Below are 25914 nucleotides of genomic sequence, written 5' to 3'. Positions count from 1 at the left end.
CGCCACGATCGACGAAGGGGGATTGGAAAAGTAAAAGCCGGGACAAACCCGGCTTCCGAAATGATTGAAGATAGAGTGCGGCGATCAGCTCTTCTTGGCGGCCGCAATGCAATCGTCGCGGAACTTCTTGCGAGCTTTTCCGTGCAGGCTCTTTGCATTGGCATCAGCCGAGCACTTCTTGGACATTGCCTGCTTATCCTTGGCTGAAGGTGCGGCGGCCTTGGCAGTCGTTGCGGACGTGGTCGCAGCAGGCGTGGCCGTGGTCATCGCTGTTGGCGAGTTCGCAAAAGCCGATCCGGCGAAGGCCAGCATACCGGCAACGGCAAGTGTTCTGGAGAGTTTCATCGACGTGTTCCTATTGGGAAAGCCCGCCTGTTGCGGGCGCAGATTTGGACACAGAGATCACTGCTTGCTCTTGGAGAGCAGCAATCAACCTCGCGACTGAAGGCGTTAGTTGCTGCTGTTATCCGCGTTCGATGCCTGCTCTTTTTCCTGCAGCACATCTGTAAGCTTGTTGACGCCTTCAAAGCCCGCAACCGCGGCGGCCGCCTTTGTCAGGAATCCCGCCTTCGGGTCCACAGCCTCAACGGCGTCTTCCGCAGCGACGGCGCCTGCTACTTCTTCGATGAGTTTTCCGATACCCATTTTAGGCTCCAGAGAGTAAGTCGAACTGCCGATCAACGAAGGCAGTCGAGCGTTGCAAACGCCTCGTCGCAGGGTCTGGAAGCTGACGTCCGGTTTCACGGGGCGTTTTTCTACCCTTTGGCGAGGCATGATTTCCCCGGCTCTTGTCATGTAGGCGCGCAAACTGAAGGAACGCTGAAGTGAAAATGAAGCGAAACTGAAAATTTTTCCCGCTTTCATGGAGTAGCTCATATTTGATCGCATCACCATCAAGCCGTCATATCCGCCTAATAGGCCTATGCTAACGCTCCGACATTTCGGAAAATACAGGCACCGCACCAATCAGGGAATTTCGTGCATGACACCAAGGCGTCGCGTCACGGCTCTTGCCGTATCGTTTCTTCCTCTCCTGTTTGCCCCGGCCTTTGCAGACTCCGATGTGTTATGGAAGATCGTGCACGACAAATGCGTTGTACAGACCGCGCCGTGCCTTTCCGTCAACAAGACGGAGCATTACGCAATACTGAAGGATCTCAGGGGCATCGCCCAGGTTCTCCTCATCCCCACCGACAAAATCACCGGCATCGAGAGCCCGGCACTCCTTGATCCGGCGACACCGAACTTCTTTGCCGACGCGTGGTCCGAAAAGGGCGACGTCGATGCGCGTGTACCGCATGCGGTTCCGCGCGACGGCATGAGCCTCGCCGTCAACGCGCTTCAAGCCCGCTCACAGAATCAGCTGCACATTCACGTCGATTGTCTCAGCGCCGATTCCCGCGACGCTCTGAAGGCCGACGCCGACAAGATCGGCGCGGACTGGGCGCCCTTGCCCAACACGATTGCCGGGCATCAATTTTCAGCAATGCGCGTCAAGGGCGAGACTTTGCGCGATTTCAATCCGTTCTTGGCACTCGCCAAAACATTGAAGGACCCAGCCAAAGAAATGGGCGATCACAATCTCGTGGTAGTCGGCGCCGATTTCAGCGATGGCCCCGGCTTCATCGTGTTGACCGACGTTGCGCTGCCCACGAAAGGTGGCGAGGACGTGCAGGACCATAGCTGCGCAATCACGCATTAGAAACAAAGAGATATACGTGTAGCACAGGCGAGGCGGCGACAGCATCAGCACGCCTTTACGTTTTTCAGCGATAGCGCGGATGATTTATGAATCCGGCGTCTAAGAGCTATGACGATTTACGCACTAATCTTTTTGGCGAAACGAATTCAGTGTTATAGTCCCCGGTTGTGAGCCTGCGCTATGCGTCATTCGCCCGATGAGCATCCGGATCATCGCACGGCGCCCGGTATCGAAGGCTCCCGATCGAAAGCCGCAGGAGGCGCCTCATGAATCTTCAGATCAACAGCCAGACATATCAAGTGACGTCGGACGGTGACACGCCACTCCTCTGGACCATCCGCGACGAGTTGGGCCTGACCGGCACCAAATACGGCTGCGGGCTGGCGCAATGCGGCGCATGCTCTGTCCTCGTCGATGGAGAAGTGGTGCGCTCCTGCGTAACACCAGTCGATAGCGTTGCCGGACGCCAGATCACCACCATCGAGGCCATCGAGAACGATCCGGTCGGCAAGCGCGTAATCGCAGCCTGGGTCAAGCACCAGGTGCCACAATGCGGATACTGTCAATCGGGGCAGGTCGTGGCGGCGACCGCGCTCCTGAAGCAAACGCCCAATCCTTCGGACGACGAGATCGCGGCAGCGATGATCAATCTCTGTCGATGCGGAACCTACAATTCGATCAAGGCCGCGGTCAAAGATCTCTCCTCCAAAGAAGGAGAGACGCTATGACCGAAGCCAAGCCCCATCTCGTTCCCGAGGATGAGTTCCCGACCGGATCGCCGGTGAATATCTCGCGGAGAGGTTTCCTTCTTACATCGGCCGGCACGGCTGCGGGTGCTTTCGTCCTCGGCTTCGGCATTCCTGTCGGCAGCGCACGTGCACAGCAGGCTCCAGCCACGATGCCCCCCGGTACCCGGGTTCCGGCGTTTCTGGAAATCCGCCCCGACAACACGGTGCGTTTCCTGAGCCCGTTCGTCGAGGGCGGCCAGGGCGTTTTTACCGCAATGGCCCAGATCGTCGGCGAGGAGCTCGACGTCGATCCGAAGATGTTCGTCGTTGAAAACGCGCCGACAGGCAACGACTATCTGGTCGTTCACGGCAAAATGCGCATTACCGGCGGCAGCATGTCTGTGCGTACGAGCTACGCGACCATGCGCAAGCTGGGCGCCCTGGCGCGCAACATGATCCTGCAGGCTGCAGCAAAGCGCCTGGATGCGCCCGTCACCGACCTGACGACGGAGCCAGGTCGCGTGATCCACGCTGCTTCAGGACGCAGCCTTGCCTATGGCGATGTAGCCACCGATGCACTGGATCTTCCGGTACCCGATCCTGAGAGCGTGAAGCTCAGGGATCCAAGCCAATTCCGCTGGATCGGTAAGCCGGTGGAACGGCTGGATGTCCATGACAAATCCACGGGCAAGGCAATCTATGCGATCGACTGCAAGGTGGACGGCATGCTTCACGCCGCCATCCAGCATGCTCCGCGCCTTGGCTTGACGGTCGGACGGATCCGCAACGAGGATCAGCTTCGCGCCATGCGCGGCGTACATTCCGTTCACACCTTGCCAGGCGCTGTCGGCGTCGTCGCCGAGCGCTGGTGGAATGCCAAGCGCGCCGCCGAAGCCGCACAGGTTGATTGGAAAGAACCCGGAGCGGATGCCAATCCTGCCTTCCGTCTCATGCCGGCGGACTTCTCAACCTCCGCCTTCAGCGATCGGCTCGCAACAGAGCCCGGAAACGGCAAGGATGCAGAGAATGTCGGCGATACCGCCGCAACGCTGGCGGGTGCCAAGACCGTCGTCTCGGCTGTTTACAGGAGCCAATTCGTCCACCATGCGCAATTGGAGCCGCCATCGACGCTTGCGCGCTTCAATCCGGACGGCACGCTTGACATCTGGTTGCCCAACCAGGCACCTGAGCAATTTCAGGCCGATATTGCCAAACAGGCCGGGATCGACGCTGCGAAGGTCACGGTTCATAGCCCGCTGCTCGGCGGTTTTTTCGGACGCCATTTCCTCTACCCGTCCGCCAATCCCTATCCGCAGGCCATCCAGCTTGCCAAGGCCGTCGGACGGCCGGTCAAGGTCATCTGGAGCCGCGAGGAAGAATTCCTGCGCGATCCTTTGCGGCCGATGGCATCGGTGCGCTTCCGCGGCGCGCTCGATGCGAGCGGGATGCCGATCGCTCTTGAGGCCATCAGCGCCTGCGAAGGGCCGACGGAAGGTGTTTTCGGCCACAAGGAGGATTCGCTCGATCCGACGGCACTTGAGGGCCTGACGGGCAAATCCTATGCGATACCCAACTACCGCATCGCCCAGATCTACGTGAAGACCCCAACCATGCTCGCCTATTGGCGTTCGGTCGGCAACTCCATGAATGACTTCTTCTACGAAACCTTCCTGGACGAACTGGCCGACAAGGGTGGTCAGGACCCCTACGAACTGCGTGCCAAGCTGCTGCAGAAAAATCAGCGCCTGAGCAATCTGCTGAAAGCCGTCGGCGAACTCTCAGGCGGCTGGAAGCGTGGCCCCTTTACGGCGGGAGACGGGACGCGTCGCGCGCGCGGCGTCGCCATGGCCTCACCTTTCGGCAGCCACACGGCAGCGATCGCCGAAGTGTCGATCAACAGCGGCCAGGTCGCCGTCCACGACGTTTGGGAGGCGATCGACCCCGGCAGCATCGTCAATCCGGCCATCATCGAAGCACAGGTGAATTCGGCAACGGCGCTCGGCATGTCGCAGGTGCTTCTGGAGGAGGCCGTTTACAAGAACGGCGAACCCGTGGCGCGCAATTACGACCTATATCCGATCCTGCCGCCAGACCGGATGGCGCGCGTGCATGTGCGCATCGTCGAAAGCGGCGCTGAGATGGGTGGCATCGGCGAGCCGGGACTTCCCGCCATACCGCCGGCGGTCGCCAACGCAGTCTCCACGCTGACCGGCAAGCGAATACGCAGCATGCCGCTGTCAAATTACACGTTCGAAAGCTAGGGCGCAGCTCCCGCTGCGCAGCGCAAGTCTCCGGCTCCCAGCCTGTCGGCCAGGGGCCGGAGACGAAACCCTCTAGCAAAGATACGGTGCACCCTTGAGGAAATTTCTTCTCGTTGTTCTTCTGATCATCGTGCTTGTCGCAGGCGGCGTCGCATGGTTCGTCACACGCAAGCCGGCATCCGCCTTCGACAATGTCACCGAAACACAGGCTCCCTCGGAGCAGCTGCTTCAACGGGGCGAATACGTCGCGCGCTTAAGCGACTGCGTTGCCTGTCACAGCACCCCGAAAAGCGCTCCCTTTGCGGGTGGGCTGGAAATGGGCACGCCGCTCGGCTCCATCTTTACGACGAATATAACGCCCGACAAGGAGACCGGCATCGGCAACTATACACTGGCCGATTTCGACCGCGCGGTTCGGCACGGTGTGGCGCGCGATGGACATCGCCTTTATCCGGCCATGCCTTATCCTTCCTACGTGAAGATGAGCGATGACGATATTCAGGCGCTATACGCCTATTTCACGAAGCGTGTCGATCCGGTGCGCCAGGCTGACAGACCCTCGGATATAAAATGGCCGATGAACATGCGGTGGCCGCTGGCGCTTTGGAATGCGGTCTTCACCGAGCCAGGAAGATATCAACCCAAGACCGCAGGCGACGAGCTCTGGAACCGGGGAGCCTATCTCGTCCAAGGACCGGGCCATTGTGGCAGCTGCCATACCCCACGCTCGATCACCATGGCAGAAAAGGCGCTCGATGAAAGCAGCCCGCTCTATCTATCCGGCGCTCTTCTCGACGGCTGGTATGCGCCGAGCCTGCGCAGCGATCCCAACACCGGCCTTGGCCGATGGAGCGAGGAGGATATCTACACCTTCCTCAAGACGGGCAGAAACCAGCATGGCGTCGTCTTCGGCTCGATGGCCGATGCGTTCAACAATTCGACGCAGTTCATGACCGACGATGATCTGAAGGCCATCAGCCACTACCTGAAGGCCTTGCCGGGTGACCCGGCTCGCGACGGCACACCCTGGCAGTATGTCGAAGCAGCGTCCGACACCGGGTCTTCCGCCGCGCACCAGCAAAACCCGGGCGCGCAGACGTTCCTGGCGAAATGCAGCTTCTGTCACGGTGTCGATGGCCGCGGAAAAGCACCATGGATTTCACCGCTCGCCGGTGCAACCTCATCGCTTGCGGTGGAAAATGCGTCTCAGATCAATGTTACGCTGAACGGCTCCAGCCGCGTCGTCGCAAGCGGCATTCCGGACGCCTACCGCATGCCGCCGTTCAGACAGCAGCTTTCGGATCAGCAGATCGCCGATGTCCTCACACTCGTGCGATCTTCATGGGGAAATCACGGCGGAGCTGTCGCACCGGGCGACGTTAAGACGTTACGTGAACATACGGATCCGGCAAGCAGCCGCCCGATCGTACTCCAGATGCGATAGGGTTGCCGCAGCCCTTGGGAACGGCAGACCGAACGCTTTCGAGGGTTCGGCCTTGAGCGGTTCAGTTTTTCACGGAACCTCTGAACCGCTCTATCTCTTTGTTGTCTAGCAATTCCAGGCGGAAAATCGCTGCGCACTTTTCCTGGAATTGCTCTAGCCCTGTTGTTCCGCAAGCTTTGGTGAGCGTATCCGGCGTTTTCCTCTGACCGCTTTCGAGAATGGCTGCACATGACCCTCTTGTGGTAGGGAGATGATGGCTTTGAGGCCGGGGTTGTTGGGCTGAAGGAAAATATCGCCGCCGTGCTGTCGTGCGACGGCGCGGGCAATGGAGAGACCAAGTCCAACACCACCTGTCGCTCTGTTTCTGGATGCCTCCAGGCGGAAGAAGGGTGCGAACACCTTCTCCTTCATGTCATCGGGGATGCCCGGGCCGTTGTCTTCCACGACGATATCGATCGTGCCGGCGGAATGGCGGATCTGAACCTTGGCATGCCCACCATAGCGCGCGGCATTTTCCGCCAGATTACGCACCGCACGGCGCAAGCCGTCGGGACGACAACGGTAGGTCGTCTTTGGCCCTTCGATATATTCCACCGGCATGCCGAGATCGGCAAGGTCGTCGCAGATGCTGCCGACCAGCGCGTCAAGTTCGATGGCGCGCGTCTCTTCGGCCGTGGATTCGCCCCGCGCAAAGGAAATCGCAGCTTCGGTCATCTTCTGAAGCTCGTCGATGGTCGACAACATCTTTTGCTGGGTTTCGGCATCCTTGACAAACTCCGCACGCAAGCGAAGCGACGTCAACGGCGTGCGCAGATCATGACCGATGGCAGCCAGCATTCTGGTGCGATCGTCGACGAACCGGTGAAGACGTTCCTGCATCTTGTTGAATGCCTCGGCAGTGCGCCTGATATCGTCAGGCCCGGCCTCCGGCAACGGCGGAAGATTTTCACCCCGGCCCAAGGCTTCGGCGGATGATGCGAGCCGTCTCAACGGACGTGCGATACGGCTGGCGATAAAGACGCCGATGAGCGAGAGCACCAGCGCAGTCGTCACCAGGGATGTCAGCGATTTCAAATCCCACCATCCGTCGCCGATATCCTTGTAAAAGGCCGTGTTCAACCACACGCCGTTATCGAGCTTGATGGCAAGCCCGTATCCGTCGCGATCACCGAAGCCGACATATTTGGCGGGTTGCGGCAAGCTCCATAAAACGGAGGGCGGAGTAACCCAATTATTCGGTGTCCCGTCGTCATTCAAAGCCAGGCGTTGACCTACGGAACTTCGGTGCATGCCATATTTTCCCGCCAAGTCGATATAGTTCTCGATCGGTCGAGAAAGCTCCCTTGCCGCTTGCGCGCGCCATTCGCTGGCATCGATTGGCTCTTTGGTGGTAAGCCAGAAGCGAGAATAGCTGGTTTCGCTCGCAAGGAGAGCCTGGTTGCGCAGCGGCTCGGGCATGGATTCCATCAGCCGCGTCATCGATGCGCAACGGCTGAAGAATTCGCTCTTCATCGCTGCATGCAATGCCTTGGTGCGCTCGTCCCATGAGATCAGGAATGTCAGTCCCTGCGCGACGACCAACGCAAGCAGGGTAAAGCCGATGAACTGCGCCGCAAGGCTCCTCCTCCACCAATAGATCATTCGAACCCCACATCCACCGACAGGCTGTAACCGCCACCCCAATGCGTCTTGATGACGGATGGATTCTTGGGGTCAGGCTCTATTTTCTTGCGCAGGCGGCTCACCTGATTGTCGATGCTTCTGTCGAAAATATCAGCCGTTCTCCCAACGGTCAGATCGAGAAGCTGTTCGCGGCTCAACACGAGGCCGGGACGTTCGAGAAAGACCTTGAGCAGCCGGAACTCTGCCGTGCTTAGCGGAATGCCGACGCCGTCATCTCCGGAAAGCTCCTGCCTGCCCATATTGACGCGCCAATGCCCGACGCGCACCACCTTCGCCTTCTTCAGCGTTTCCAGCTGCTGCTGTGGCACGCTGTTGACACGGCGCAATACCGCCCTGATCCTCGCCAACAGCTCACGCGGATTGAACGGCTTCACGATATAATCGTCGGCGCCAAGCTCGAGACCGATGATACGGTCGGTATCCTCCGTCATGGCGGTTAGAAATATGATGGGAATATCCGTCGTCGCGCGCAAATGTCGGCAGACGGAAAGGCCGTCCTCGCCCGGCATCATCACGTCCAGAACGACGAGATCGACACCGTTGCGCTCCAGAATCCGCCGGAGAGCCAGCCCGCTATCCGCCACGCTCACCCGGTAGCCCTGCTGCTCAAGATACTGGCCGACCAGGTCTCTTATGTCTGCGTGGTCGTCGACAACGGCGATATGTGCTGCTTTTTGCATTTTGGGTCTGGTCCAGAATAATGCCCTAGTTTACCGAAGCCCAATCCAGCCCGCATCGAAAAAAGTGTATCAAAGTTTCACAGCGGCCGATGAGTTGCAGCGGGTGAATGCTGAATGTCGGTGCGCTCTTAATTTGCACGTCAGTTGTCGTAAAAATATATCGCAGGCCGAGCGTTTCACATCAAATTGTCGCGGCTTTGTCGCAAGGACGAAACCCTTGCGAGGGACGGGAAAACAAGGGTAATCCGCAGATCGGGCCATGACGAAGGCCACAAACCGCCGCTGTGACGCTCGCTTTCTATTTATTCGCCGACTGCGCGCTTACACATCAGATCCGTTTGCGCTCAAAGCGCGATATCCCCATCGCTCGGTGACATGCATTTACATCTTCGGCACAAAGCTGCGACATGCGCCACCTATTCTATACCTCGAAATTCACTCGCCTGGTCGGCGATATCGCGCCCCACTGGAGGATATGGAATTGGCCATCGAGCTTTCGCAAATCGCAATTTTACGCCGGGTGCTGGAAGCGTTCTGCTCCCGCCACGATCTGACATTTTCCGATCGCCCCGCGATTATCGCCGCGCGGGAACTGATGAAATTTGCCGACGAAGGGGAGAACGATCCGGATGTTCTGGAGGAACGCTTGAACGACGTCATGCAGGCGTCCCATCAACGCCAGCCGCCCTTCCAACGAACTGCGGCAATTGGTTAGCACTCGATGGACAAAGGCTCCTTGGAAAAAGAAAGAAGGCGTATGCAACTCTCCCGCCGCACCGTGCTCACCTCAATGGTCGCCGCAGCGACAGTGCCCAGATGGTCCCTGGCTGGGCAAGGGCGCAGGATTCTCGTCGCTCATTACTCCTACATGGGCCACACGAAATCCGTCGCCGAGACGCTAAGCACCGTGGTTGGCGGCGAACTTTTCGAAATCCAGATGGCAGCACCCTACCCCCTTGATCTCGAGCGTATGGCAACGCAGGCAAGGTCCGAACTGGAAACCGGCAAGCTGCCGCCGCTGCTCGGCAAACTCCCGGACATGTCGAACTATGATCTTGTTCTGGTCGGAGGGCCGGTATGGTGGAACACGATCGCGCCGCCGGTGATGCGCTTCCTTGAGGAAACCGATTTCAAAGGGCGGAACGTTGCTGCCTTTGCAGCATATGCATTGGCGCCTGCCCACTACGAACGAAATTTCGCCGCACAGGCCCGCAATGCATCTGTTCTTCCGGGGCTGATGGTCAGTGAATTCGACATCTCGGAGCGACAAGCCGACGGTGCAATATCCTCCTGGGTACGTCAGGTCATGTCCGGACGAGGTCCACAGGCCCTGTAGCGGCAATTAGGCTGCCGCCATCGATCGCGGCGGCCGTCGCCAGACGTCAAACGACGGCACATGGTCGGCTCCTTGACCCTATCGCCAGGCATGCTGTGCACGATTGCTGCCCTTCGCTGCCGCACACTGATCCATGCAATTCGCCTGAAATCTCCGCACGACTAGCATCGATCCCTACTCAAGATCCCTCACATTAAATCTCAGCACCTGGAAATGAACGAGCATCTCGGTCAGTGCATGACGCTCTCTGCTCGGGACGCAAATCCTCAAAGAGCCTGGGTCGGAATCCCATGAAAATCATGCTGCAAAACCGGTAGTTTACGAAAATAATTTACATAATAAGCCGTCCATAAACGAAAAGCCGTTGACAAGGGTCGATGTCATGTCGTTATTAAGAAAAAAAATTACATTACTTAATGTCAACGGGTGAACAGAGCAGCAGCAGGCCTTTTCAAAAAGCGACCGGGGCTGATTGCTGCCGATATTCGATCACATGAGCTGGCGGATCCCGCCGCGACGTGCAGGCAGCGGCTTCGCCCAGGCGAACCGCAAATGCGTTGAACCTGATTTCTGAGCGGATGAAAACCGCTCGGAGGCATGCTGATTGACAAGAGCGACGGCCCACAAGGGCGGCTGACAAAAAAGGGGACGATGATGAAAAGCGCATTCGTTTTGATCACATTGGCGATGCTTGCCGGTACCAGCAATCAGGCAATCGCTCAGTCGTCGGACGGCGTTTTGACCGTCGCCACCATCGGTGAACTGCCAACCCTCGACGCCATGCAGACGCCGACCGATATCGTATTGACAGTCGATCAGCATATTTTCGAGACGCTCTACACCTACGACGGCCAGTGGAAGTCCGTTCCGCTGCTTGCCGCCGGTATGCCAACGATCTCGGATGATGGCCTTACCTATCGCATTCCGCTACGCGAAGGCGTGAAATTCCACGACGGAAGCGATTTTGGCTCGAAGGATGTGGTTGCCTCGCTGAAGCGCTGGATGAATGTCAATTCCAAGGGCAAGCAGGTTGCCACCATCGTCGACAGCCTGACTGCGGATGGCGATCACGCCGTCGTCTTCAAGCTGAAGTCGCGCTATGCACCGCTGCTGGCCACCCTTTCGCAATCTTCGATCATCATGCCTGCGTCCAAGGTGGCCGATACGCTTACCGATTTCATCGGCACCGGTCCTTATATGCTCAAGGAGCGCAAGCCGGATCAGTATACGCAGCTCGTGCGCTTCGACGGCTACAAGTCGCCCGATGGCGAGCCGAACAACTATGCGGGCAAGCGCGAAGCAATCGCCAAGGAAATCCGCTTCGTGCCGGTGCCGGACGCCAATACGCGCGTCGAAGGCCTGATCTCGGGACAGTTCGATTTTGCCGACTCGCTGCCCGTCAGCGCCTATGACCGCATCGAAAAGAGCGGCAACGCCAAGCCCGTCATCTTCCAGGATGCCGGCTGGGTATCGCTCAACATGAACATGAAGCAGGGCCTGCTCGTCAAGAAGCCGCTTCGCCAGGCGGTACAGGCGGCGCTGAACTCCTCCGACATGATGCTGGCCGCCTTCAACGATCAGCGCTTCTTCAGCGTCGATGGCGCCTTCTTCCCGAAAGGCTCGTTCTGGCACACCGAGGACGGCGTCGTGCGCTACGGCGAAGGCGATCCCGACACGGCGGCAAAGCTGTTGAAAGAAGGCGGGTATGACGGCACCCCGATCCGGCTTCTGACCAGCCGCCAGTATGAATTTCACTACAAGATCGGCGAAGTCGCCAAGGCCTATCTGGAAGCTGCAGGCTTCAAGGTCGACATGCAGGTCGTCGATTGGGCGACATTGACCACCCGCCGGGCCGATCCGAAAGAATGGGATATCTTCATCACCCATTCCAATTTCCCCGGCGATCCGACGACGATCAACACGATTACCGACAGCTATCCGGGCTGGTATGTCTCCGACCAGAAGACCAAGGCCGTCTCGGCCTACATGGACGCAACGAGCGACGATGCCAAACAGAAGGCCTGGACCGGCATTCAGACCGTCATCTACGACGATGCTCCGCTCTACAAGGTCGGCAACTTCAACGCACTTTCGGGCATTTCCGCCACGGTCACCGGCTATACGCCGACCTATTGGCCGCACTTCTGGAATGTCTCCCCGAAGAAATAAGGCTTGAAGCATATGGCAAAGATCGCCCAGGCGCTTTTGAGACGTCTCGGAGGCATGGTGATCGTGCTCGCGCTTGTCGTGACGGTCGTCTTCATCATCGTCCGGGTGACCCCGGGCGATCCGGCAGCCGTCATGCTCGGAGCCGACGCCACACCGCAGGACATCGCACAGCTGCGAGCCAAGATGGGGCTCGATGCGCCGCTGCTCGTTCAATATGGCCAGTTCGTGCTGGGTCTGCTGAAGGGCGACCTTGGGCAATCGATCTTTCTCAACCAACCGGTGACGCAGGCACTGGCGGCACGCGCGGAACCGACATTTTTCCTGACGCTGTTCTCAATTCTGATTGCCACGGCAATCGCGCTTCCCGTCGGGATCATCTCGGCGGTCAAACGGGGGACATTCTTCGATCAGGTCGTCGTCGTGCTCACCATGGTGGCTGCAAGCGTTCCGAGCTTCTGGCTTGGCCTGATGCTCATTCAGATCCTCGCCGTTGGGCAGGGGTGGTTTCCGGCCTCGGGTTACGGCGGCCCGGACACGGCCTTCCTTGAGCGCCTGCATCACCTCATTCTCCCGGCCATCACGCTTGGGGTCGTCAATTCGGCGATGATCACCCGCTTTACGCGGGCCGCCATGCTCGACGTGCTCGGCGACGACTATGTGCGCACAGCGCGTGCAAAAGGCGCCAGCGAACGCCGCGTAATCCTGAAGCATGCGCTCAAGAACGCGATGATCCCGATCATCACCGTTATCGGCCTTTCCGTTGCCATGCTGGTCGCCGGCGCCGTTGTAACGGAAACCGTCTTCGGCCTGCCAGGCGTCGGCAATCTGGTCGTCTCCGCTGTTCTGCGCCGCGATTACCCGGTGATCCAGGGCGCCCTATTGGTGGTTGCGGCCATCTATGTCCTCATCAATTTCATTGTCGACATGCTCTATATTCTCGTCGATCCGAGGGTGCGCCTATGACATCAGGCTCTCTCACCCTACCCTTCGCATCGAGCCTGCGGCGTCTCTTCGGCAACCGCGCGATGCTGTTCGGCGCGATCATCCTGCTTGTCGTTGTCCTTGCAGCCATCTTCGCGCCGTGGATCGCGCCCTACGCACCGAACAAGCTCTCGATCATCAACAAGCTGAAACCGCCATCGGCGGCCCACATCTTCGGCACGGATGAATTCGGACGCGACATCTTCTCGCGCGCAATTTATGCTGGACGAATCTCGCTGCTGGTCAGCCTGGGTGTCGTCGGCATTTCCACCGCGCTCGGTGTGTTTCTCGGTGTCATTGCCGGGTATTTTCGCAAGCTCGATGCGCCGATCTCACGCCTGCTCGATGCGATGATGTCCTTTCCCGATATTCTGCTTGCCATCGCGCTGGTGGCAGCCCTCGGCCCATCGCTTGTCACCGTCATCCTGGCACTTGGCATTACCTATGCGCCGCGCCTGGCCCGCATCGTTCGCGGCTCGACGCTAGTCCTGAGGGAAATGCCCTATATCGAGGCTGCCATCTCCATGGGCTTGCCAACCTGGCAAATTCTCGGCCGGCACGTCCTTCTCAATCTGGCATCGCCCATCCTTGTGCAGGCGACCTTCGTCTTTGCCTCCGCCATGCTCGCGGAAGCAAGCCTGTCCTTCCTCGGCGTCGGCGTGTCCTCCGACATGCCGACCTGGGGCACGATGCTCGCCGCCGGCCGCGAATTCATGGACAACGCCCCCTGGCTCATGGTTTTCCCCGGTCTTGCCATCGTCTTCTCGGTCCTGTCGCTGCAGTTGCTGGGCGACGGCCTGCGTGATCTTGTCGATCCGCGCCTTGCAAAGGAGAGCTGATCTTGGCTGACACGATCCAACCGGTTCTCTCGATCGAAAATCTGACGACGTCTTTCAAGACAGCCGAAGGCTGGCGCGCAGTCATTCGAAACATCGATTTGCAGGTCTCCGCCGGAGAGACCGTTGCCATTGTCGGCGAATCCGGATCCGGCAAAAGCGTCACCGCACTCTCGACGATGCGCCTGTTGCCGCCGGGAAAGGCAAAATGCGATGGCAAGATCCTGCTTGAAGGCAAGGATCTGCTGGCCGCTTCTGAAGCTGACATGCGCTCCGTGCGCGGCGGCGCGATCGGCATGATCTTTCAAGAGCCGATGACCTCCCTCAACCCGGTCTTCACGATCGGTAACCAGATCGCGGAAGCTCTGGCTCTGCACCAGAACCTCTCATGGAAAGCCGCTGAGGCCGAAGCCCTGCGCCTGATGGAGCGCGTACGCATTCCCGCGGCAAAGACGCGGCTCCACGAATATCCGCACAAGTTTTCCGGCGGCATGCGCCAGCGCGTGATGATCGCCATGGCGCTCGCCTGTCGCCCAAAGCTCCTGATCGCCGACGAACCGACGACAGCGCTCGACGTGACCATTCAGGCCGAAATCCTCCATCTCATTCGCGAGTTGCAGCGCGAGGAGAACATGGCCGTTCTCTTCATCACGCACGACATGGGTGTCGTGGCAGAGGTGGCCGACCGAACCGTTGTGATGTTCCGAGGCGATATGATCGAGACGGGTATCACAAGCGATATTTTCGCGGCGCCGAAGGAAATCTATACGAAGTCGCTTCTGGCCTCGATCCCACGCCTCGGCGCGATGGGCGAGACGGAGGCGCCGAGACGCTTTCCGGAGGTCGATGCAAAGACCGGTGTAGCGACCGAAGGCCGCGCGATGAAGCCGGTCGCGCAGGAGACCGGTCCTATCCTCAAAGTGGACAATCTCGCCGTGCGCTTCGATCTGCCGAATGGTCGCATCCACGCAGTCGAGGATGTCTCCTTCGATCTTCGCGCCGGCGAAACGCTCTCGCTCGTCGGCGAATCCGGCTGCGGAAAATCAACGACCGGGCGCACGATCATGCGCCTCATCGAGGCAACGGCCGGCTCCGTCGTCATCGATGGCAAGGACGTGACCAAGGCGGGCACCCGCGAGCTGCGCGCCATGCGCCGGATGGCGCAGATCATCTTCCAGGACCCCTTCGCCTCGCTCAATCCGCGGATGACGGTCGGGACAGCCATTGCCGAACCAATGCTGTCGCATGGATTGATGGGCCGCAGGCAGGCAAAGGAACGTGTGGCCGAGCTGCTGGACCAGGTGGGATTGTCGTCAGCGGTGGCCAGCCGCTATCCGCATGAATTTTCTGGCGGTCAGCGGCAACGCATTTCCATCGCCCGTGCCCTTGCCCTCAATCCGAGATTCATCATCGCCGACGAGGCTGTCTCGGCCCTCGATGTGTCCGTGAAAGCCCAAGTCTCCAACCTGCTGCTGGATCTGCAGGATAAGCATGGCCTAGCGTATCTCTTCATCTCGCACGATATGGCCGTCGTTGAGCGGATGAGCCACCGCGTTGCCGTGATGTATCTCGGCGAGATCGTCGAAATCGGTCCCCGTGCGGCAATCTTCGACAATCCGCAGCATCCCTATACACGCCGACTGATCTCGGCCGTCCCGATCCCCGACCCGGCCCGACGCGGCATGCAGCAGCAGGCCCAGCGCGAGGAAATCAAAAGCGCGATCCGACCTCATGACTATGTGCCGCCGAAGCGGACCTATGAGGAAGTTTCGCCTGGTCATTTCGTGCAGGATACCGCCGCGAACTGGACGGACAGCACCTCGGCTTAAGCAGCCCGTCACCCATCACTTTTGCCAACGAGCCCCAGGCTCGGATCCGACATCCGTTTGCCGGCTCACCAAATACAACGCAGGGTCTAAAATCTAGCTTCGTGCAAGCCAGAGAAGATAGATCGCATGTATGGGATGGTGTTCTCGCCGTCTCGGGATTTGGGGGCCTACGCTGTCAGCGCACACCTGAGTGCCCACAGCGCAGATCAGGAGACATCGACATGGTGAACAACATCAATTCACTGCGGCTGCATAACACGCAGCTGGCCTTGCGGACGTTGCGCAGCGCGAACGAAACAAATGAAGACACATCACGGACATCGCGCTCTTCGAGCCTGCTCGTCGGCGGTTCGCTTGGGGCGAGCCATGCAAACAACAAACTCAGCGTTCTGCTCGAAGGCCTGTCGCGAACCAACGGCACAACAAAGGCCACCACGCCACAGGCAGCGCCGAAGGTGGCGGATGACGTTACATCGAGCGACTTCATGAAGGCGCTCGCCGCCAAGCTGAAGGCTTCCGTCAATGACCCGGTCAGCGGCCAACAATCAAAAGCGATGCTGGATGCGCTCAACAAGGGAACACTTTCCATATCCGATCCGACCAAGGGTGTCTCGATCGATGGGTGGAACCCTGACGACAAGACCAGCAAGGCCGCCAAACCCGAAAAGATCGAGAAGGACAACTGGAACGACTTCCTGAAGGATCATCTGAAGCGAAGCGACAAGGGCACGTTCGTCAGAACGCCTGACGGAAGTTACCTCGACAAGCCGACAGGACAGAACGCCTTTTTTGGCTCGCTCAACGGCAAATACTACTATGTCACCTGGCCGACGGATACGACGACCACCACCAAGCCCGTATCTGCGTAAGGCAGCGAGGCCGGTCCCCGATCTCACGATCGGGGACCATGTTTTCGTTCACGTGAATGCGGCCGCCCGCCCGCGCAACAAGGAAAGAGCTATTAACAGCCCTGCGCCCGCGGCAACCATGCCGATCAGGAACACGCTGTCATAGCCGGCCCGATCGGCCAGCAATCCCGCCAGCGGACCAGTCAAGCCATAGGCAAGATCCTGAAAGGCAGAATATCCGCCAAGAGCCGTGCCGCGCAGATGCGGCTCCACAAGGCGCACCACTTCCCGCCCCATGGCCGGATAGATCATCGAGCATCCAAGACCCGTCAGGAATGCACCGGCCAGAGCGAGAGCGGGATCGCTCGCACTCCAGATCAGCAACTGCCCGACGGTTTCCACAGCCAGCGATCCGGCCGCGACGGGCAAGCCGCCGACGCGATCGGGCAGATGGCCGAAAAGCAATCGCACCAGGACGAAGCCGACACCGAAAGCTGTCAGGCCCAGGCCGGCATAGCTCCAGCCCCGGCTGAGAAAATACAACGTGAAAAAAGCACCGATCGCCGCAAAGCCAATGCCTTGAAGGCATACGATGGAACCGTGCAGCCACACTTTGCCGATCACGCTCCAGAACGGCGGACGCGCCGCTCCCGGATGGGCGGCGACACCGGGTAGCCGCCAGATAACCAGTAGTCCGAGGAAGGGCAGGAGAGCGCCGATCGCCATGGTGCCGGCAAACCCGAACCGATCCAGTGACACCAACCCAATCGGGCCACCGACGGCAAGAGCGCCGTAGATGGACGCACCGACCAAGGCCAGGACCCTGCCGGAACGCGCAGGACCGACAAAGCCGATACCCCAGGCGATAACACCGACCGCAACCAGACTTTCGCCCAAGCCCAGAAGAAGCCGTCCCCCCAGAAGCAATAGATACGAGGTCCAGGGTGTTTGCACCAGCAAACCAGCAATGAGGGAGGCCAAGGCTCCAGTGACATAGAGGGAAAGACCCCGCATGACGGCGCTCTTGGCACCGCGATGGTCCGACAGACCGCCGGCATAACCGCGCGTCAGTATGGTCGATAAAAATGCGATACCGACACCGAGCCCTGCCCAGCCGTTGCCCAGCCCGAGTTGCCCTGTCACATAGATCGGCACCACCGGCAGCGACATGCCGATACATAGATAAGAAATGAAAAGAATTGCGCTTAGCAGAAGCAGGCGGCCTTGCGCCGGATCGCGTGTCGATTGGAAAGCCATGATGATCTCCAGGCTTTTCGACGGGCGGAGGCACAAAAAAACGCACTCCGACCGACGAGGATCGTTGAGTGCGTTGCATGACGTCAAACGCTTACGGCCAGTTGGACTGGCTACCCCTCCAATAGGCGTTCAACGGCCAGGTGTCAACACGACGAGGCATCGCTCGAACGCGGGTATTCAAGCCCGCATCAAGCTTTCGAGGTAGGCGCAGAACATATCCGCTACGGCATCCGCATAGTCTTCGATGCTGACGGGGTTTTGCGGCGTTTCCGAAAACTGCTTTCCCACCGCGCCGATGGTGGTGGTGATCAGCTCTGCTGCCAGCGCACACTTCGTCTGTGAAACACCGGGCAGCGCCTCCTGTATGAACGCCAGTACGGTGCTGTCTCCCGAGGCACGAGCCTCATGCGCTTCCGGCGCATCGCGATAAAGAGGCGCGGCATCGTTCAGCGCTATGCGCGTGGCGGCCTCCTCGCATTCCGAGCGGATGAAGGCGTGAACGAGAATGCGCAAGCGCTCGAATGGCGGCCGTGAGCGATCCTCAAGGATGCCACGCAGAAGATCCGTCGTCTGCCGCCATTCATCGCTCTGCAATCGAAAAAGGATCGCCGCCTTGTTGGGAAAATACTGATAGACCGAGCCGACGCTGACGCCAGCCCTCTCGGCGACGCGCGCGGTGGTAAACCGTTGAGCTCCCTCTCTGGCCAGAACTTGAGCCGCAGCACTTAAGATGGCGGACACAAGTTCCGTCGAGCGCGCTTGCTGTGGCTTTTTGCGCGAGGAGATCTGTGCTCTTGGATGGTCTGACATGGGCGCGCCCCGCAATCCGGCTGGCAAAGCTGACGAATTAGTCGTATTTTTATCGCTGTGCAAGAATCCATGCTGCCAACAAGACTTGATCGGGCTAAACGCGATAGAGATCATCAACCCTATCTCGCCCTGCGGATGCGAAAGCCTCCAATCCGTCGTTATAGCAAAGATGCGACACTCCGGGCGTCAGCATGACCAAAACTCCGCTAGAAGAGGTGACATCCATGCGAGCAACTCCAGAATCCGGCTCTCTGGTCGATACGTTGTCACGCGCAACCCAAAGTCTGGTGCAGGCGGCGCTGACCGGAGCAAGCGATTCCGAACTTGTCGTTCTCCTCGGCAATACCTTGAACGATGCCGGCCTCGATATCGCGATGATCGAAGTCGCCTGCGATGTGGTCGACGCCGAGCGTGACCTGCATTTCTTTCGTTGGTTTCCAGGCAGCAATGACACCGAGAGCAATTTCACCAATGTCGCCGTCTTCGAGAGTATGTTGCTGACGGGTCAGACAATGCTTCGCCTCGATGCCGAGAGCGGCGGATTGGGTGATATCTCACGTGACGAGGCAACCGATGCCATCGCGTTTGCCAATCATCTTGCGCCTGACGCAACACTCGGATTTTTCGACGATGTGATGAGCCTGTTCGTAACGGAGCGGCCCGGTGGATTTACGGCGGCGGAGATCGATCTGCTGCATCTGGTAACGCCGGTTTTTGCGCTCGCTCTCGGCGCCCGACTGAATGCAGCGGCAGCACGCGTCCTGCTTCAAACCTACCTCGGAGACAATGCGGCAGCCGCGCTGCTGGATGGTCGGGTCAGTCTCGGCGCCGTCGAGCAAATCCGCGCGATCGTTCTTTATTGCGACCTCTATCAGTTCACGGCTCTCACCGAAGCGCTGGATGCACGCTCGTTGATCGACCATCTCAATCTCTTCTTTGAAACTGTCACGCGCCCCGTATCGCAGGCGGGTGGCCAGGTGTCGGGCCATGTCGGCGACGCCGTCGTCATGTTCTTTCCTGTTGCCGATAAAGACAGCGAGCGCTCGTTGTGCGCGGCTGCGGTCAAGGCCGCCTTGGAGGGATTACAGGCATTGGATCAAATCAATGCCATGTCGTCCCGGCGCGATGCGCCGCCGCTGCGAGCTCGCATCGGCATCGATATAGGTGAAGTCGTCCATGGCAATATCGGCTCGGCCGGCCGATTTTCCTTCACGATCATCGGCACACCCGTCAATCGCTCAGCCCGCCTGCAGGCACTGGCAAAGGAGCTGGACGCCGCCATGCTGATGACAGCCGAAATTGCCGAGGCTGCCGGCATGCGGTGTAGCACGTTCGGAAAGCACGCGTTGCGCGGCTTCGAACAGCCTGTCGAAATTGTTGGATTCGGCATATCCGATGATCTGGAATCCGGGCGCTGAGCACCGGCATCCACGCCGCGCCAAAACGCGAACTCCGGCGCATATCGGCTCACCGGGACACGTGCAGTGCGTTCAAGATTCTTTCTTAAATTCAAACAGATAGGCGATCTTCCGATATCGCATCCTCTAACGCGAATAGCGAATATGACGAATTGTTCGTATTTTTCCGTGAGCCCAGGAGCTCGCTTGAAAACGGAGATATTCATGAACACCCTGACGACTGCGCCGCTTGCAGTTTTGCTTGACCGCCTCTTTGAAGAAGCTGACGCAGCATCGCCCGCAACGACACCTTCGGTCGCTGCCTACTGGACCAGCCTTTCGCCTGAGGAGCGGGCGCGTCTGGTGCGCAGCAAGACAGATTATCTCGATTTCTATAGCCGCATGAAAGACATACCTCTGGCAATCTCGAGGGAGACGGGTGCGTTGCTCTATATGCTCGCAAGAAGCACGGCGGCGCGGACGATCGTCGAATTCGGAACCTCGTTCGGAATCTCGGCCCTCTATCTTTCGGCCGCGCTGCGCGACAATGGCGGCGGGCGGCTCATCACGACGGAATTTGAGCCTTCCAAGGTAGCCAAGGCGCGCGCCAATCTGACAGCTGGCGGCCTCATCGACCTCGTGGAAATCCGGGAAGGCGATGCCTTGCAGACCCTGAGCAGGGACCTTCCCCAATCCATTGACCTGCTGCTGCTCGATGGCGCCAAGGCTCTTTATCCCGACATTCTGAAACTGGTCGAGGGCCATCTGAGGCCGGGAGCACTTGTGGTCGCCGACAACGCGGATTTCTGCCCGGAATATCTGGAATGGGTGCGCTCGCCGGGCAGCGGCTACATGTCGACGCCGTTCGCCGAAGACATCGAGCTATCCATGCGGCTTGGCTGAGCGCTGCCACGAACCCAAAAAAGGGACTGTCGAAACACCCGATTCCCCGCGCTCATTTCAAGGCGCGGGGAATCGGCACTATTCCACGACCGGGCCGCACCAGCCGGGTAGATAATCCGCGTCTTTGCTCCTGGCGAGTTTGAGAGCTCCGGCGAGCGCAGCATCAAAATCCCGTTCTATATCTTTCGGCTTCACGCGACGGCGCAGGAAATCCGCCCATAGAAATTCGCTGAACGGCGTTGTGTCCTTGGCGTAACCGCCCACTTGCCGCAATTCGCCGGCCAGAGAGCGATAGGGATCATCGACCAGACCCTTGATGCTTTTGGGAATATCACTGTAGTCGCGCCGCTTTCCCTCTGCATCGAACGGATGCATCCAGTCGCGACAATCCATGACGAACCAGAAGGACTCTCGATCCAGACGGGAGAGATCGGCGACTGTCGTCACCAGCACGTCTTTCACTCCCTCTTCGAGAAGCGCCAGGCAAAGATGGTGATGATCTATGACGTAATAGCGTTGACGAGGGCCGAGAACCGCAGGCACCATGTGATTGCCGAGAAATTCACCGGCCTTGTCGCCATCGGCATCCGCTTTCGTCCTCCACGACTTTCGCTTGGCCTTGACCTCGCGCATGCCAACCGTGATCTGGGTGGGCCTCAATTCTTCAATCTGAACGGGATGCAGGATCGGTTCACGTGCCATGACCATCAGGAGCCCTCGACAGGGTAAAAGTCACGTCAGATTAGCATAACGGATATATGCGACAAGCTTGGTTGCGCGCGCAAAGCGTCGCCTGCCGGCCACCCCACTTCGATCTCGCCCATCACGCGGCTGTGGTGCAAACCACCTCGAACTGGGAGCGCCGGTAAAATGCCAGCATCTCGCGCTCGAAACTCTCCATGGCGCAAACGATCCACGGTTCATAGTGCCGCTTGCGCACACGCCATCTACATCGGTTCTCCACATCGGCGAAACCGCGAAGCGTCCAATCTACCAGCCCCATCCCGTCACTCTTACCCGAAAGACCCTGCCCAAGCCCTGACTTTCTCCGCATTAGGCTGTGCGGCCAGCGATAAATAGGTAACTCCTAATCAAAGGAAAGGTGAACAAACGTTGTATTAAGGCCTGTAACATCCGTTCGACCGGTGCCGTGGCAAGTTCGAAATAAAGACGACGTTCTAGGGATAACAGCCGAGCAACGGCGGGGCGCTCTAAAACCCTGTCCGGCAGGCCTACTTGACCACCAAGGTGGTAAAAAAGCGATCGATCGCCTTGGCATTCGCGTCCACCCATCGCCAGATCCATACCATAACAAACATCGTCAGGAGCCAGCCGAGCATCACGTCCGACAGGAAGTGCGCGCCGAAAATGACACGGTTGAACGCGACGAACAAAAGGCAAGGTGTCAAGATAAGGGCGGCTGCCCATCGGTATCTTGCAGAGACGAAAACCAATAAGGAAAGAGCGGCTGCCGCAGCTGCGGCCTCGCCTGATGGGAACGAGCAATTGCGACTGCATGCCGCCGAAAATTGCCATACGGGCGTAAAATCCGCCGTGCCGCCAAACTCGACAAGCTCGCGGGGACGGACGCGCCCAATCAATATCTTCAGCGTCTGCACGATGACCAGCGGGCCGGCGGCAAAGCTCAAGAGCACGAACAGAGGCTTGTGCGGCGGGCAGAAACAGAAACGCAACGGCATGAAGGCACGGAGCGCAATCAGCAGAGCCATGAACGGCAGAAGATAGATCTGGCTCTGGCGACTGACATCCCTGACGGCCTGCAAGAAGGGATTCTCCATCAGCCAGAATGCGGAACCATGAACGAACAGGCGCGAGACCGTCAGATCGAGCCGGGGGAACACCACGAAGACAAAGCTTGTCGAAAGGATCAACATGCCGATAAGCGCGACGGCCTTATCCGTATTGAGATCCGCTTCCGAACGCAGACGCGATCCGACGGAAGCAAAACTCCAGGAATGCAACGCGAACTTCCACATGCCATGTCTCCCGCACCTGAACCGGCGGCAAGTTGGATGCCGATTGTCAAGAAATGGCGAAGAAGCGATCAAGGCCATGTTCAGAACCGGCCGCCCGATGGTGAAGACGCGGTTTGGAAATTGCGGAAGTCCTCATTGTCCGCGATAGTGCCCGCCAGGCGGCAAAGCCGGAAGCAAAACACAGAATTATAGGGCGCTAGGGTGGATAATAGTCTCGTTCTCATCGTCGAGGATGAACCGGCAATCGCACAAATACTGGAGGGATATCTGGCGCGTGACGGGTTTCGAACCGTGCGGGCCGGCGACGGCGAAACCGCGCTTCAGCATCACGCACTGCTGAAGCCGGATATCGTTCTTCTTGATGTCCGCCTGCCCAAGCTGGACGGATTTGCAGTGTTGGGACGGCTTCGACAGGTTGGATCCACGCCGGTCATCATGGTCACGGCCATTGCCGACGATATAGACCGCTTGAGCGGCCTGAGGCTCGGCGCCGACGATTACGTCGTCAAACCATTCAATCCACAGGAAGTCGTTGCACGCGTCAGGGCAGTCCTTCGCCGCACGCAGGGAAACCAGGCTGAGTCCGTTCGCCGGTTCGGCGCAATGGAGGTCGACTTCAGCAGCTATACCGTCTTTATCAACAAGGACGAGCGCCGCATTCCACTGTCCCTGACACTCAGCGAATTCCGGATCCTCGCCTACATGATCCGCCATCCGACCCAGGCATTCGCCCGGGCGGATATTCTCGATGCCTGCCTGCCGGAAAGCGATGCCCTGGTGCGCACAGTCGATACCCACATCTCCAACCTGCGACGCAAGCTCGAAGACATGGGGCAGGAAGGCTTTTTTCCCGCCGTGCGTGGCATTGGCTATCGTTTTTCGGATCCAAGATGAAGACGCTGAGAGTTCCCTGCCTGCCGCTTGCGACCCTTACCGCCATTGTCACCGCCATCATGCTGTTGCTCAGCGTCGGCCTGACCTACATGGGCGTCAACTGGTATGCGTCCTACCTGGAAAAGACCATCACCGATGCCCTTCCCCAGAGAGCCGCCGATGCCTACAAAATGCTTAGCGAAGGCAAGGTGCCCGACGGCGATTCACTGACGATGCTGTTCGAGCATCTCAATGCGCTGACGGAGCCAACCGACTTCAAGGTTTTGATGTCTGTTCTGGTTTGCGGCCTTCTCTCGGCGATTGTCTGTGCGCTGATCGGCGTCTACCTCGCAAGACGGCTGGCGGCACCGTTGGAGGAACTCACGTCTGCGGCCGAAGGCTTGAAGTCCGGCGATTTCTCCGCCCGCGTCACGGCCTCGCATCGCAGCACCCGCGAGGTTTCCAGCCTTGTCGAAACCTTCAATGCGCTCGCGACGAGCCTTGAAACCATGGAGGAGCGACTGCGGTTCAACAACATGGCGGTTGCGCATGAACTGCGCACACCGTTGACGGTTCTGCAGGGATCGCTTCAAAGCATGCTCGACGGCGTCTTTCCAATGGAACACAAGATCATTTCCGATCTTCTCCTCCAGGTCGAGGGTCTCGGGAGAATTGTCGAGGATCTGAGAACCCTGTCCCTGGCCATTGGCCAGAAACTCGTGATCGAACGTCAACAGATCGATGTTTCAGATGTGGCGGGCGCCGTACTCGCCGCAGCCAAGCCCATGCTGGAACAGAACGGCCTGCGCGTCGAGACCGACCTGAAACCGGCATGGGTGAATGCGGATTCACCGCGCATTCGACAGGCCATACTGGCGCTTCTGCAAAATGCCTGCCGCTACGCGGCGGATGGCGGCTGGCTGCGGTGCGAGACGGAGCAGCAGATGGATGGGAGCGTCAGCATCCGCATCATCGATCGCGGGCCGGGCTTTCCGGAAGGCATGGACGCAATCGCGACCAATCCCTTCTGGCGTGGCGACCCCTCCCGTTCGCGTGCGACCGGCGGCACCGGGCTGGGACTCTCCGTAGTCCAGGCAATTGCCGTTGCCCATGGCGGGCGCCTGAAGTTTGCAAACCGGCCCGAGGGAGGGGCTGTGGTCGCAATCCATTTGAGCAATAACGCCGCCTGACGGAGCAGACTTGGCAGGCACGGTGTGCTCTGCCTTAATGGAAGAGCTCGCCGATATTGTAGAACCAAAGCTTGCTTCGACTGCGTCTGTCGGCACCACGAACCCCCGAATAAGGAACGCGGAAGCCGAAGGTCTTTTCCGGTTGAGCAGAGCGCTCAGCCCAGAAGGCGTCCAAGTTGGATACCATCATCGACTGGCGGCGACCTCGACGGTAATGGATCGGATGCTTGGCTTGCGAGACGGCGAGAAAATCCTGCATGCCGCCTTCCGCTGCAAGTCCCTGCAGCACGATCAGAAGCGCCTCTTTCGGACGCAGGCCACAGAGATCACGTGTCACTTCGATAGTGCGCTGTTTGGCATTGCGCGGCCCCTGCATGCTGCCAACCACGAACGTGTATCGCCCCTCGGCTCCCTCACGCAGAAACATGAAACGCGCGGTGCAGAGCACAGCCATGTCGCCGAGGCGCAGGAGTTTGACGGCGAAAGCACCTTCGTGACGCCCACCGCTGCGATCCGCGAGCGCTATGAAACATGCATAGGCTTCACTGCGGCCGTCCACCACACCTATCTCGAGCCATTCGCCGCGCCAAAGACGGATCATGCTTTCGCGGGACAATATGCGTTCGGCGATCATGAAATGATCGATGAGAAGCGTAAGACGCCTTTTACTGCCCATGCCGAAGACAAGAAATTTCGATAGAGGCTTCTGCAGCAATTCATCATGCGGCGGTGGGAAATCGCGCTCCGCCGCAAACGACATGATGAAACGCCACCAGCGAACCGTCAAAACCGGGCTGGCCGCAAAACGAAGCCAGAACAGAGTGCCCCGCTTCCATCGCACCCGCAGGGCGAAAGTCAAGATTCGGAAGAGCAGGCGGTATCGGGATTTGCGTGTGCTGCCGGTTGAATGAAACACCGGCAACTGCAATGGCGCGGCTGGAACGTGTTCTGTTACGACGGCGGTCGAAGAGTTCTCAATCATAAAGAGCC

General features: G+C 59.0%; 24 protein-coding genes. 15 read left to right on the top strand and 9 right to left on the bottom strand.

Annotated elements, in window-relative coordinates; genetic code table 11:
- Positions 1 to 84: 84 nt before the first annotated feature.
- Positions 85 to 345 carry a PsiF family protein gene (locus HGP17_RS15740; RefSeq protein WP_168810517.1) on the bottom strand — a complete coding sequence of 87 codons (261 nt, stop codon included), beginning with the start codon at positions 343 to 345 and terminating at the stop codon, positions 85 to 87.
- Positions 346 to 450: 105 nt separating this feature from the next.
- Positions 451 to 864, bottom strand: a complete 414-nt coding sequence (locus HGP17_RS33760; protein WP_246704117.1) for a hypothetical protein — start codon at positions 862 to 864, stop codon at positions 451 to 453.
- Positions 865 to 982: 118 nt separating this feature from the next.
- Here HGP17_RS33760 and HGP17_RS15730 point away from each other — a divergent pair, with 118 nt between their 5' ends.
- The 4 genes from HGP17_RS15730 (at position 983) to HGP17_RS15715 (ending at position 6135) form a co-directional block, all read left to right on the top strand.
- A complete protein-coding gene (locus HGP17_RS15730; RefSeq protein WP_168810515.1) occupies positions 983 to 1702 on the top strand; it encodes a CDP-diacylglycerol diphosphatase in 720 nt (239 codons plus the stop codon).
- 266 nt (positions 1703 to 1968) lie between these two features.
- Positions 1969 to 2430, top strand: coding sequence for a (2Fe-2S)-binding protein (locus HGP17_RS15725; protein WP_168810513.1), 462 nt, complete (start codon positions 1969 to 1971; stop codon positions 2428 to 2430).
- On the top strand, positions 2427 to 4691 hold the full coding sequence (locus HGP17_RS15720) for a xanthine dehydrogenase family protein molybdopterin-binding subunit (RefSeq protein ID WP_168810511.1): 2265 nt from the start codon (positions 2427 to 2429) through the stop codon (positions 4689 to 4691). Before HGP17_RS15725 ends, HGP17_RS15720 begins: the two co-directional genes overlap by 4 nt.
- A gap of 94 nt (positions 4692 to 4785) precedes the next feature.
- On the top strand, positions 4786 to 6135 hold the full coding sequence (locus HGP17_RS15715; protein WP_168810509.1) for a cytochrome c: 1350 nt from the start codon (positions 4786 to 4788) through the stop codon (positions 6133 to 6135).
- Positions 6136 to 6288: 153 nt separating this feature from the next.
- Here HGP17_RS15715 and HGP17_RS15710 read toward each other — a convergent pair whose 3' ends face one another.
- Both HGP17_RS15710 and HGP17_RS15705 read right to left on the bottom strand, forming a co-directional pair.
- Positions 6289 to 7776, bottom strand: a complete 1488-nt coding sequence (locus HGP17_RS15710) for a HAMP domain-containing sensor histidine kinase (protein ID WP_168810507.1) — start codon at positions 7774 to 7776, stop codon at positions 6289 to 6291.
- Entirely contained in the window at positions 7773 to 8498 is a 726-nt protein-coding gene (locus HGP17_RS15705; protein WP_168810505.1) for a response regulator, read from the bottom strand. Before HGP17_RS15705 ends, HGP17_RS15710 begins: the two co-directional genes overlap by 4 nt.
- 481 nt (positions 8499 to 8979) lie before the next feature.
- Between HGP17_RS15705 and HGP17_RS15700 the strand changes: the two genes are divergently transcribed.
- The 7 genes from HGP17_RS15700 (at position 8980) to HGP17_RS15670 (ending at position 16518) form a co-directional block, all read left to right on the top strand.
- Entirely contained in the window at positions 8980 to 9213 is a 234-nt protein-coding gene (locus HGP17_RS15700; RefSeq protein ID WP_168810502.1) for a hypothetical protein, read from the top strand.
- A gap of 6 nt (positions 9214 to 9219) precedes the next feature.
- The gene (locus tag HGP17_RS15695; protein WP_246704116.1) at positions 9220 to 9834 is read left to right on the top strand and encodes a flavodoxin; all 615 of its coding nucleotides are present in this window, start codon (positions 9220 to 9222) and stop codon (positions 9832 to 9834) included.
- A gap of 654 nt (positions 9835 to 10488) precedes the next feature.
- The gene (locus HGP17_RS15690; protein WP_205926000.1) at positions 10489 to 12003 is read left to right on the top strand and encodes an ABC transporter substrate-binding protein; all 1515 of its coding nucleotides are present in this window, start codon (positions 10489 to 10491) and stop codon (positions 12001 to 12003) included.
- A 21-nt stretch (positions 12004 to 12024) separates the two neighbouring features.
- Complete coding sequence (locus HGP17_RS15685) at positions 12025 to 12966, top strand: ABC transporter permease (protein ID WP_168810915.1); 942 nt, start codon at positions 12025 to 12027, stop codon at positions 12964 to 12966.
- Entirely contained in the window at positions 12963 to 13823 is an 861-nt protein-coding gene (locus HGP17_RS15680; RefSeq protein ID WP_168810500.1) for an ABC transporter permease, read from the top strand. The genes HGP17_RS15685 and HGP17_RS15680 overlap by 4 nt, the downstream gene beginning before the upstream one ends.
- Positions 13824 to 13825: 2 nt before the next feature.
- Positions 13826 to 15649, top strand: a complete 1824-nt coding sequence (locus HGP17_RS15675; protein ID WP_168810498.1) for an ABC transporter ATP-binding protein — start codon at positions 13826 to 13828, stop codon at positions 15647 to 15649.
- Positions 15650 to 15870: 221 nt separating this feature from the next.
- Positions 15871 to 16518 carry a hypothetical protein gene (locus HGP17_RS15670; protein WP_168810496.1) on the top strand — a complete coding sequence of 216 codons (648 nt, stop codon included), beginning with the start codon at positions 15871 to 15873 and terminating at the stop codon, positions 16516 to 16518.
- Between the two features lie 48 nt (positions 16519 to 16566).
- Here HGP17_RS15670 and HGP17_RS15665 read toward each other — a convergent pair whose 3' ends face one another.
- Complete coding sequence (locus HGP17_RS15665; RefSeq protein WP_168810494.1) at positions 16567 to 17754, bottom strand: MFS transporter; 1188 nt, start codon at positions 17752 to 17754, stop codon at positions 16567 to 16569.
- Positions 17755 to 17931: 177 nt separating this feature from the next.
- Positions 17932 to 18564 carry a TetR family transcriptional regulator gene (locus HGP17_RS15660; RefSeq protein ID WP_168810492.1) on the bottom strand — a complete coding sequence of 211 codons (633 nt, stop codon included), beginning with the start codon at positions 18562 to 18564 and terminating at the stop codon, positions 17932 to 17934.
- A gap of 224 nt (positions 18565 to 18788) precedes the next feature.
- Between HGP17_RS15660 and HGP17_RS15655 the strand changes: the two genes are divergently transcribed.
- Both HGP17_RS15655 and HGP17_RS15650 read left to right on the top strand, forming a co-directional pair.
- Positions 18789 to 19982, top strand: coding sequence for an adenylate/guanylate cyclase domain-containing protein (locus HGP17_RS15655; RefSeq protein ID WP_168810490.1), 1194 nt, complete (start codon positions 18789 to 18791; stop codon positions 19980 to 19982).
- 204 nt (positions 19983 to 20186) lie between these two features.
- Positions 20187 to 20864 carry an O-methyltransferase gene (locus HGP17_RS15650; protein ID WP_168810488.1) on the top strand — a complete coding sequence of 226 codons (678 nt, stop codon included), beginning with the start codon at positions 20187 to 20189 and terminating at the stop codon, positions 20862 to 20864.
- A 78-nt stretch (positions 20865 to 20942) separates the two neighbouring features.
- On the opposite strand, the gene HGP17_RS15645 is transcribed toward HGP17_RS15650, so the two are convergent.
- Positions 20943 to 21572 carry a ParB-like protein gene (locus HGP17_RS15645; protein WP_168810486.1) on the bottom strand — a complete coding sequence of 210 codons (630 nt, stop codon included), beginning with the start codon at positions 21570 to 21572 and terminating at the stop codon, positions 20943 to 20945.
- Between the two features lie 524 nt (positions 21573 to 22096).
- Positions 22097 to 22861, bottom strand: coding sequence for a phosphatase PAP2 family protein (locus tag HGP17_RS15640; RefSeq protein ID WP_168810484.1), 765 nt, complete (start codon positions 22859 to 22861; stop codon positions 22097 to 22099).
- Between the two features lie 201 nt (positions 22862 to 23062).
- Between HGP17_RS15640 and HGP17_RS15635 the strand changes: the two genes are divergently transcribed.
- The gene (locus HGP17_RS15635) at positions 23063 to 23755 is read left to right on the top strand and encodes a response regulator (RefSeq protein WP_168810482.1); all 693 of its coding nucleotides are present in this window, start codon (positions 23063 to 23065) and stop codon (positions 23753 to 23755) included.
- Positions 23752 to 24924: an ATP-binding protein gene (locus tag HGP17_RS15630; protein WP_205925998.1), complete on the top strand. Its 1173-nt coding sequence runs from the start codon at positions 23752 to 23754 to the stop codon at positions 24922 to 24924. The genes HGP17_RS15635 and HGP17_RS15630 overlap by 4 nt, the downstream gene beginning before the upstream one ends.
- A gap of 34 nt (positions 24925 to 24958) precedes the next feature.
- Here the strand turns inward: HGP17_RS15630 and HGP17_RS15625 are convergent, their stop codons facing one another.
- Entirely contained in the window at positions 24959 to 25906 is a 948-nt protein-coding gene (locus HGP17_RS15625) for a DUF535 family protein (protein WP_246704115.1), read from the bottom strand.
- Positions 25907 to 25914: the final 8 nt, after the last annotated feature.

The sequence above is a fragment of the Rhizobium sp. P38BS-XIX genome, assembly GCF_012641435.1.
GTDB lineage: Bacteria > Pseudomonadota > Alphaproteobacteria > Rhizobiales > Rhizobiaceae > Rhizobium.
The sequence above is the reverse complement of the archived record's forward strand: the minus strand, read 5'-3'. Positions and strand labels throughout refer to the sequence as shown.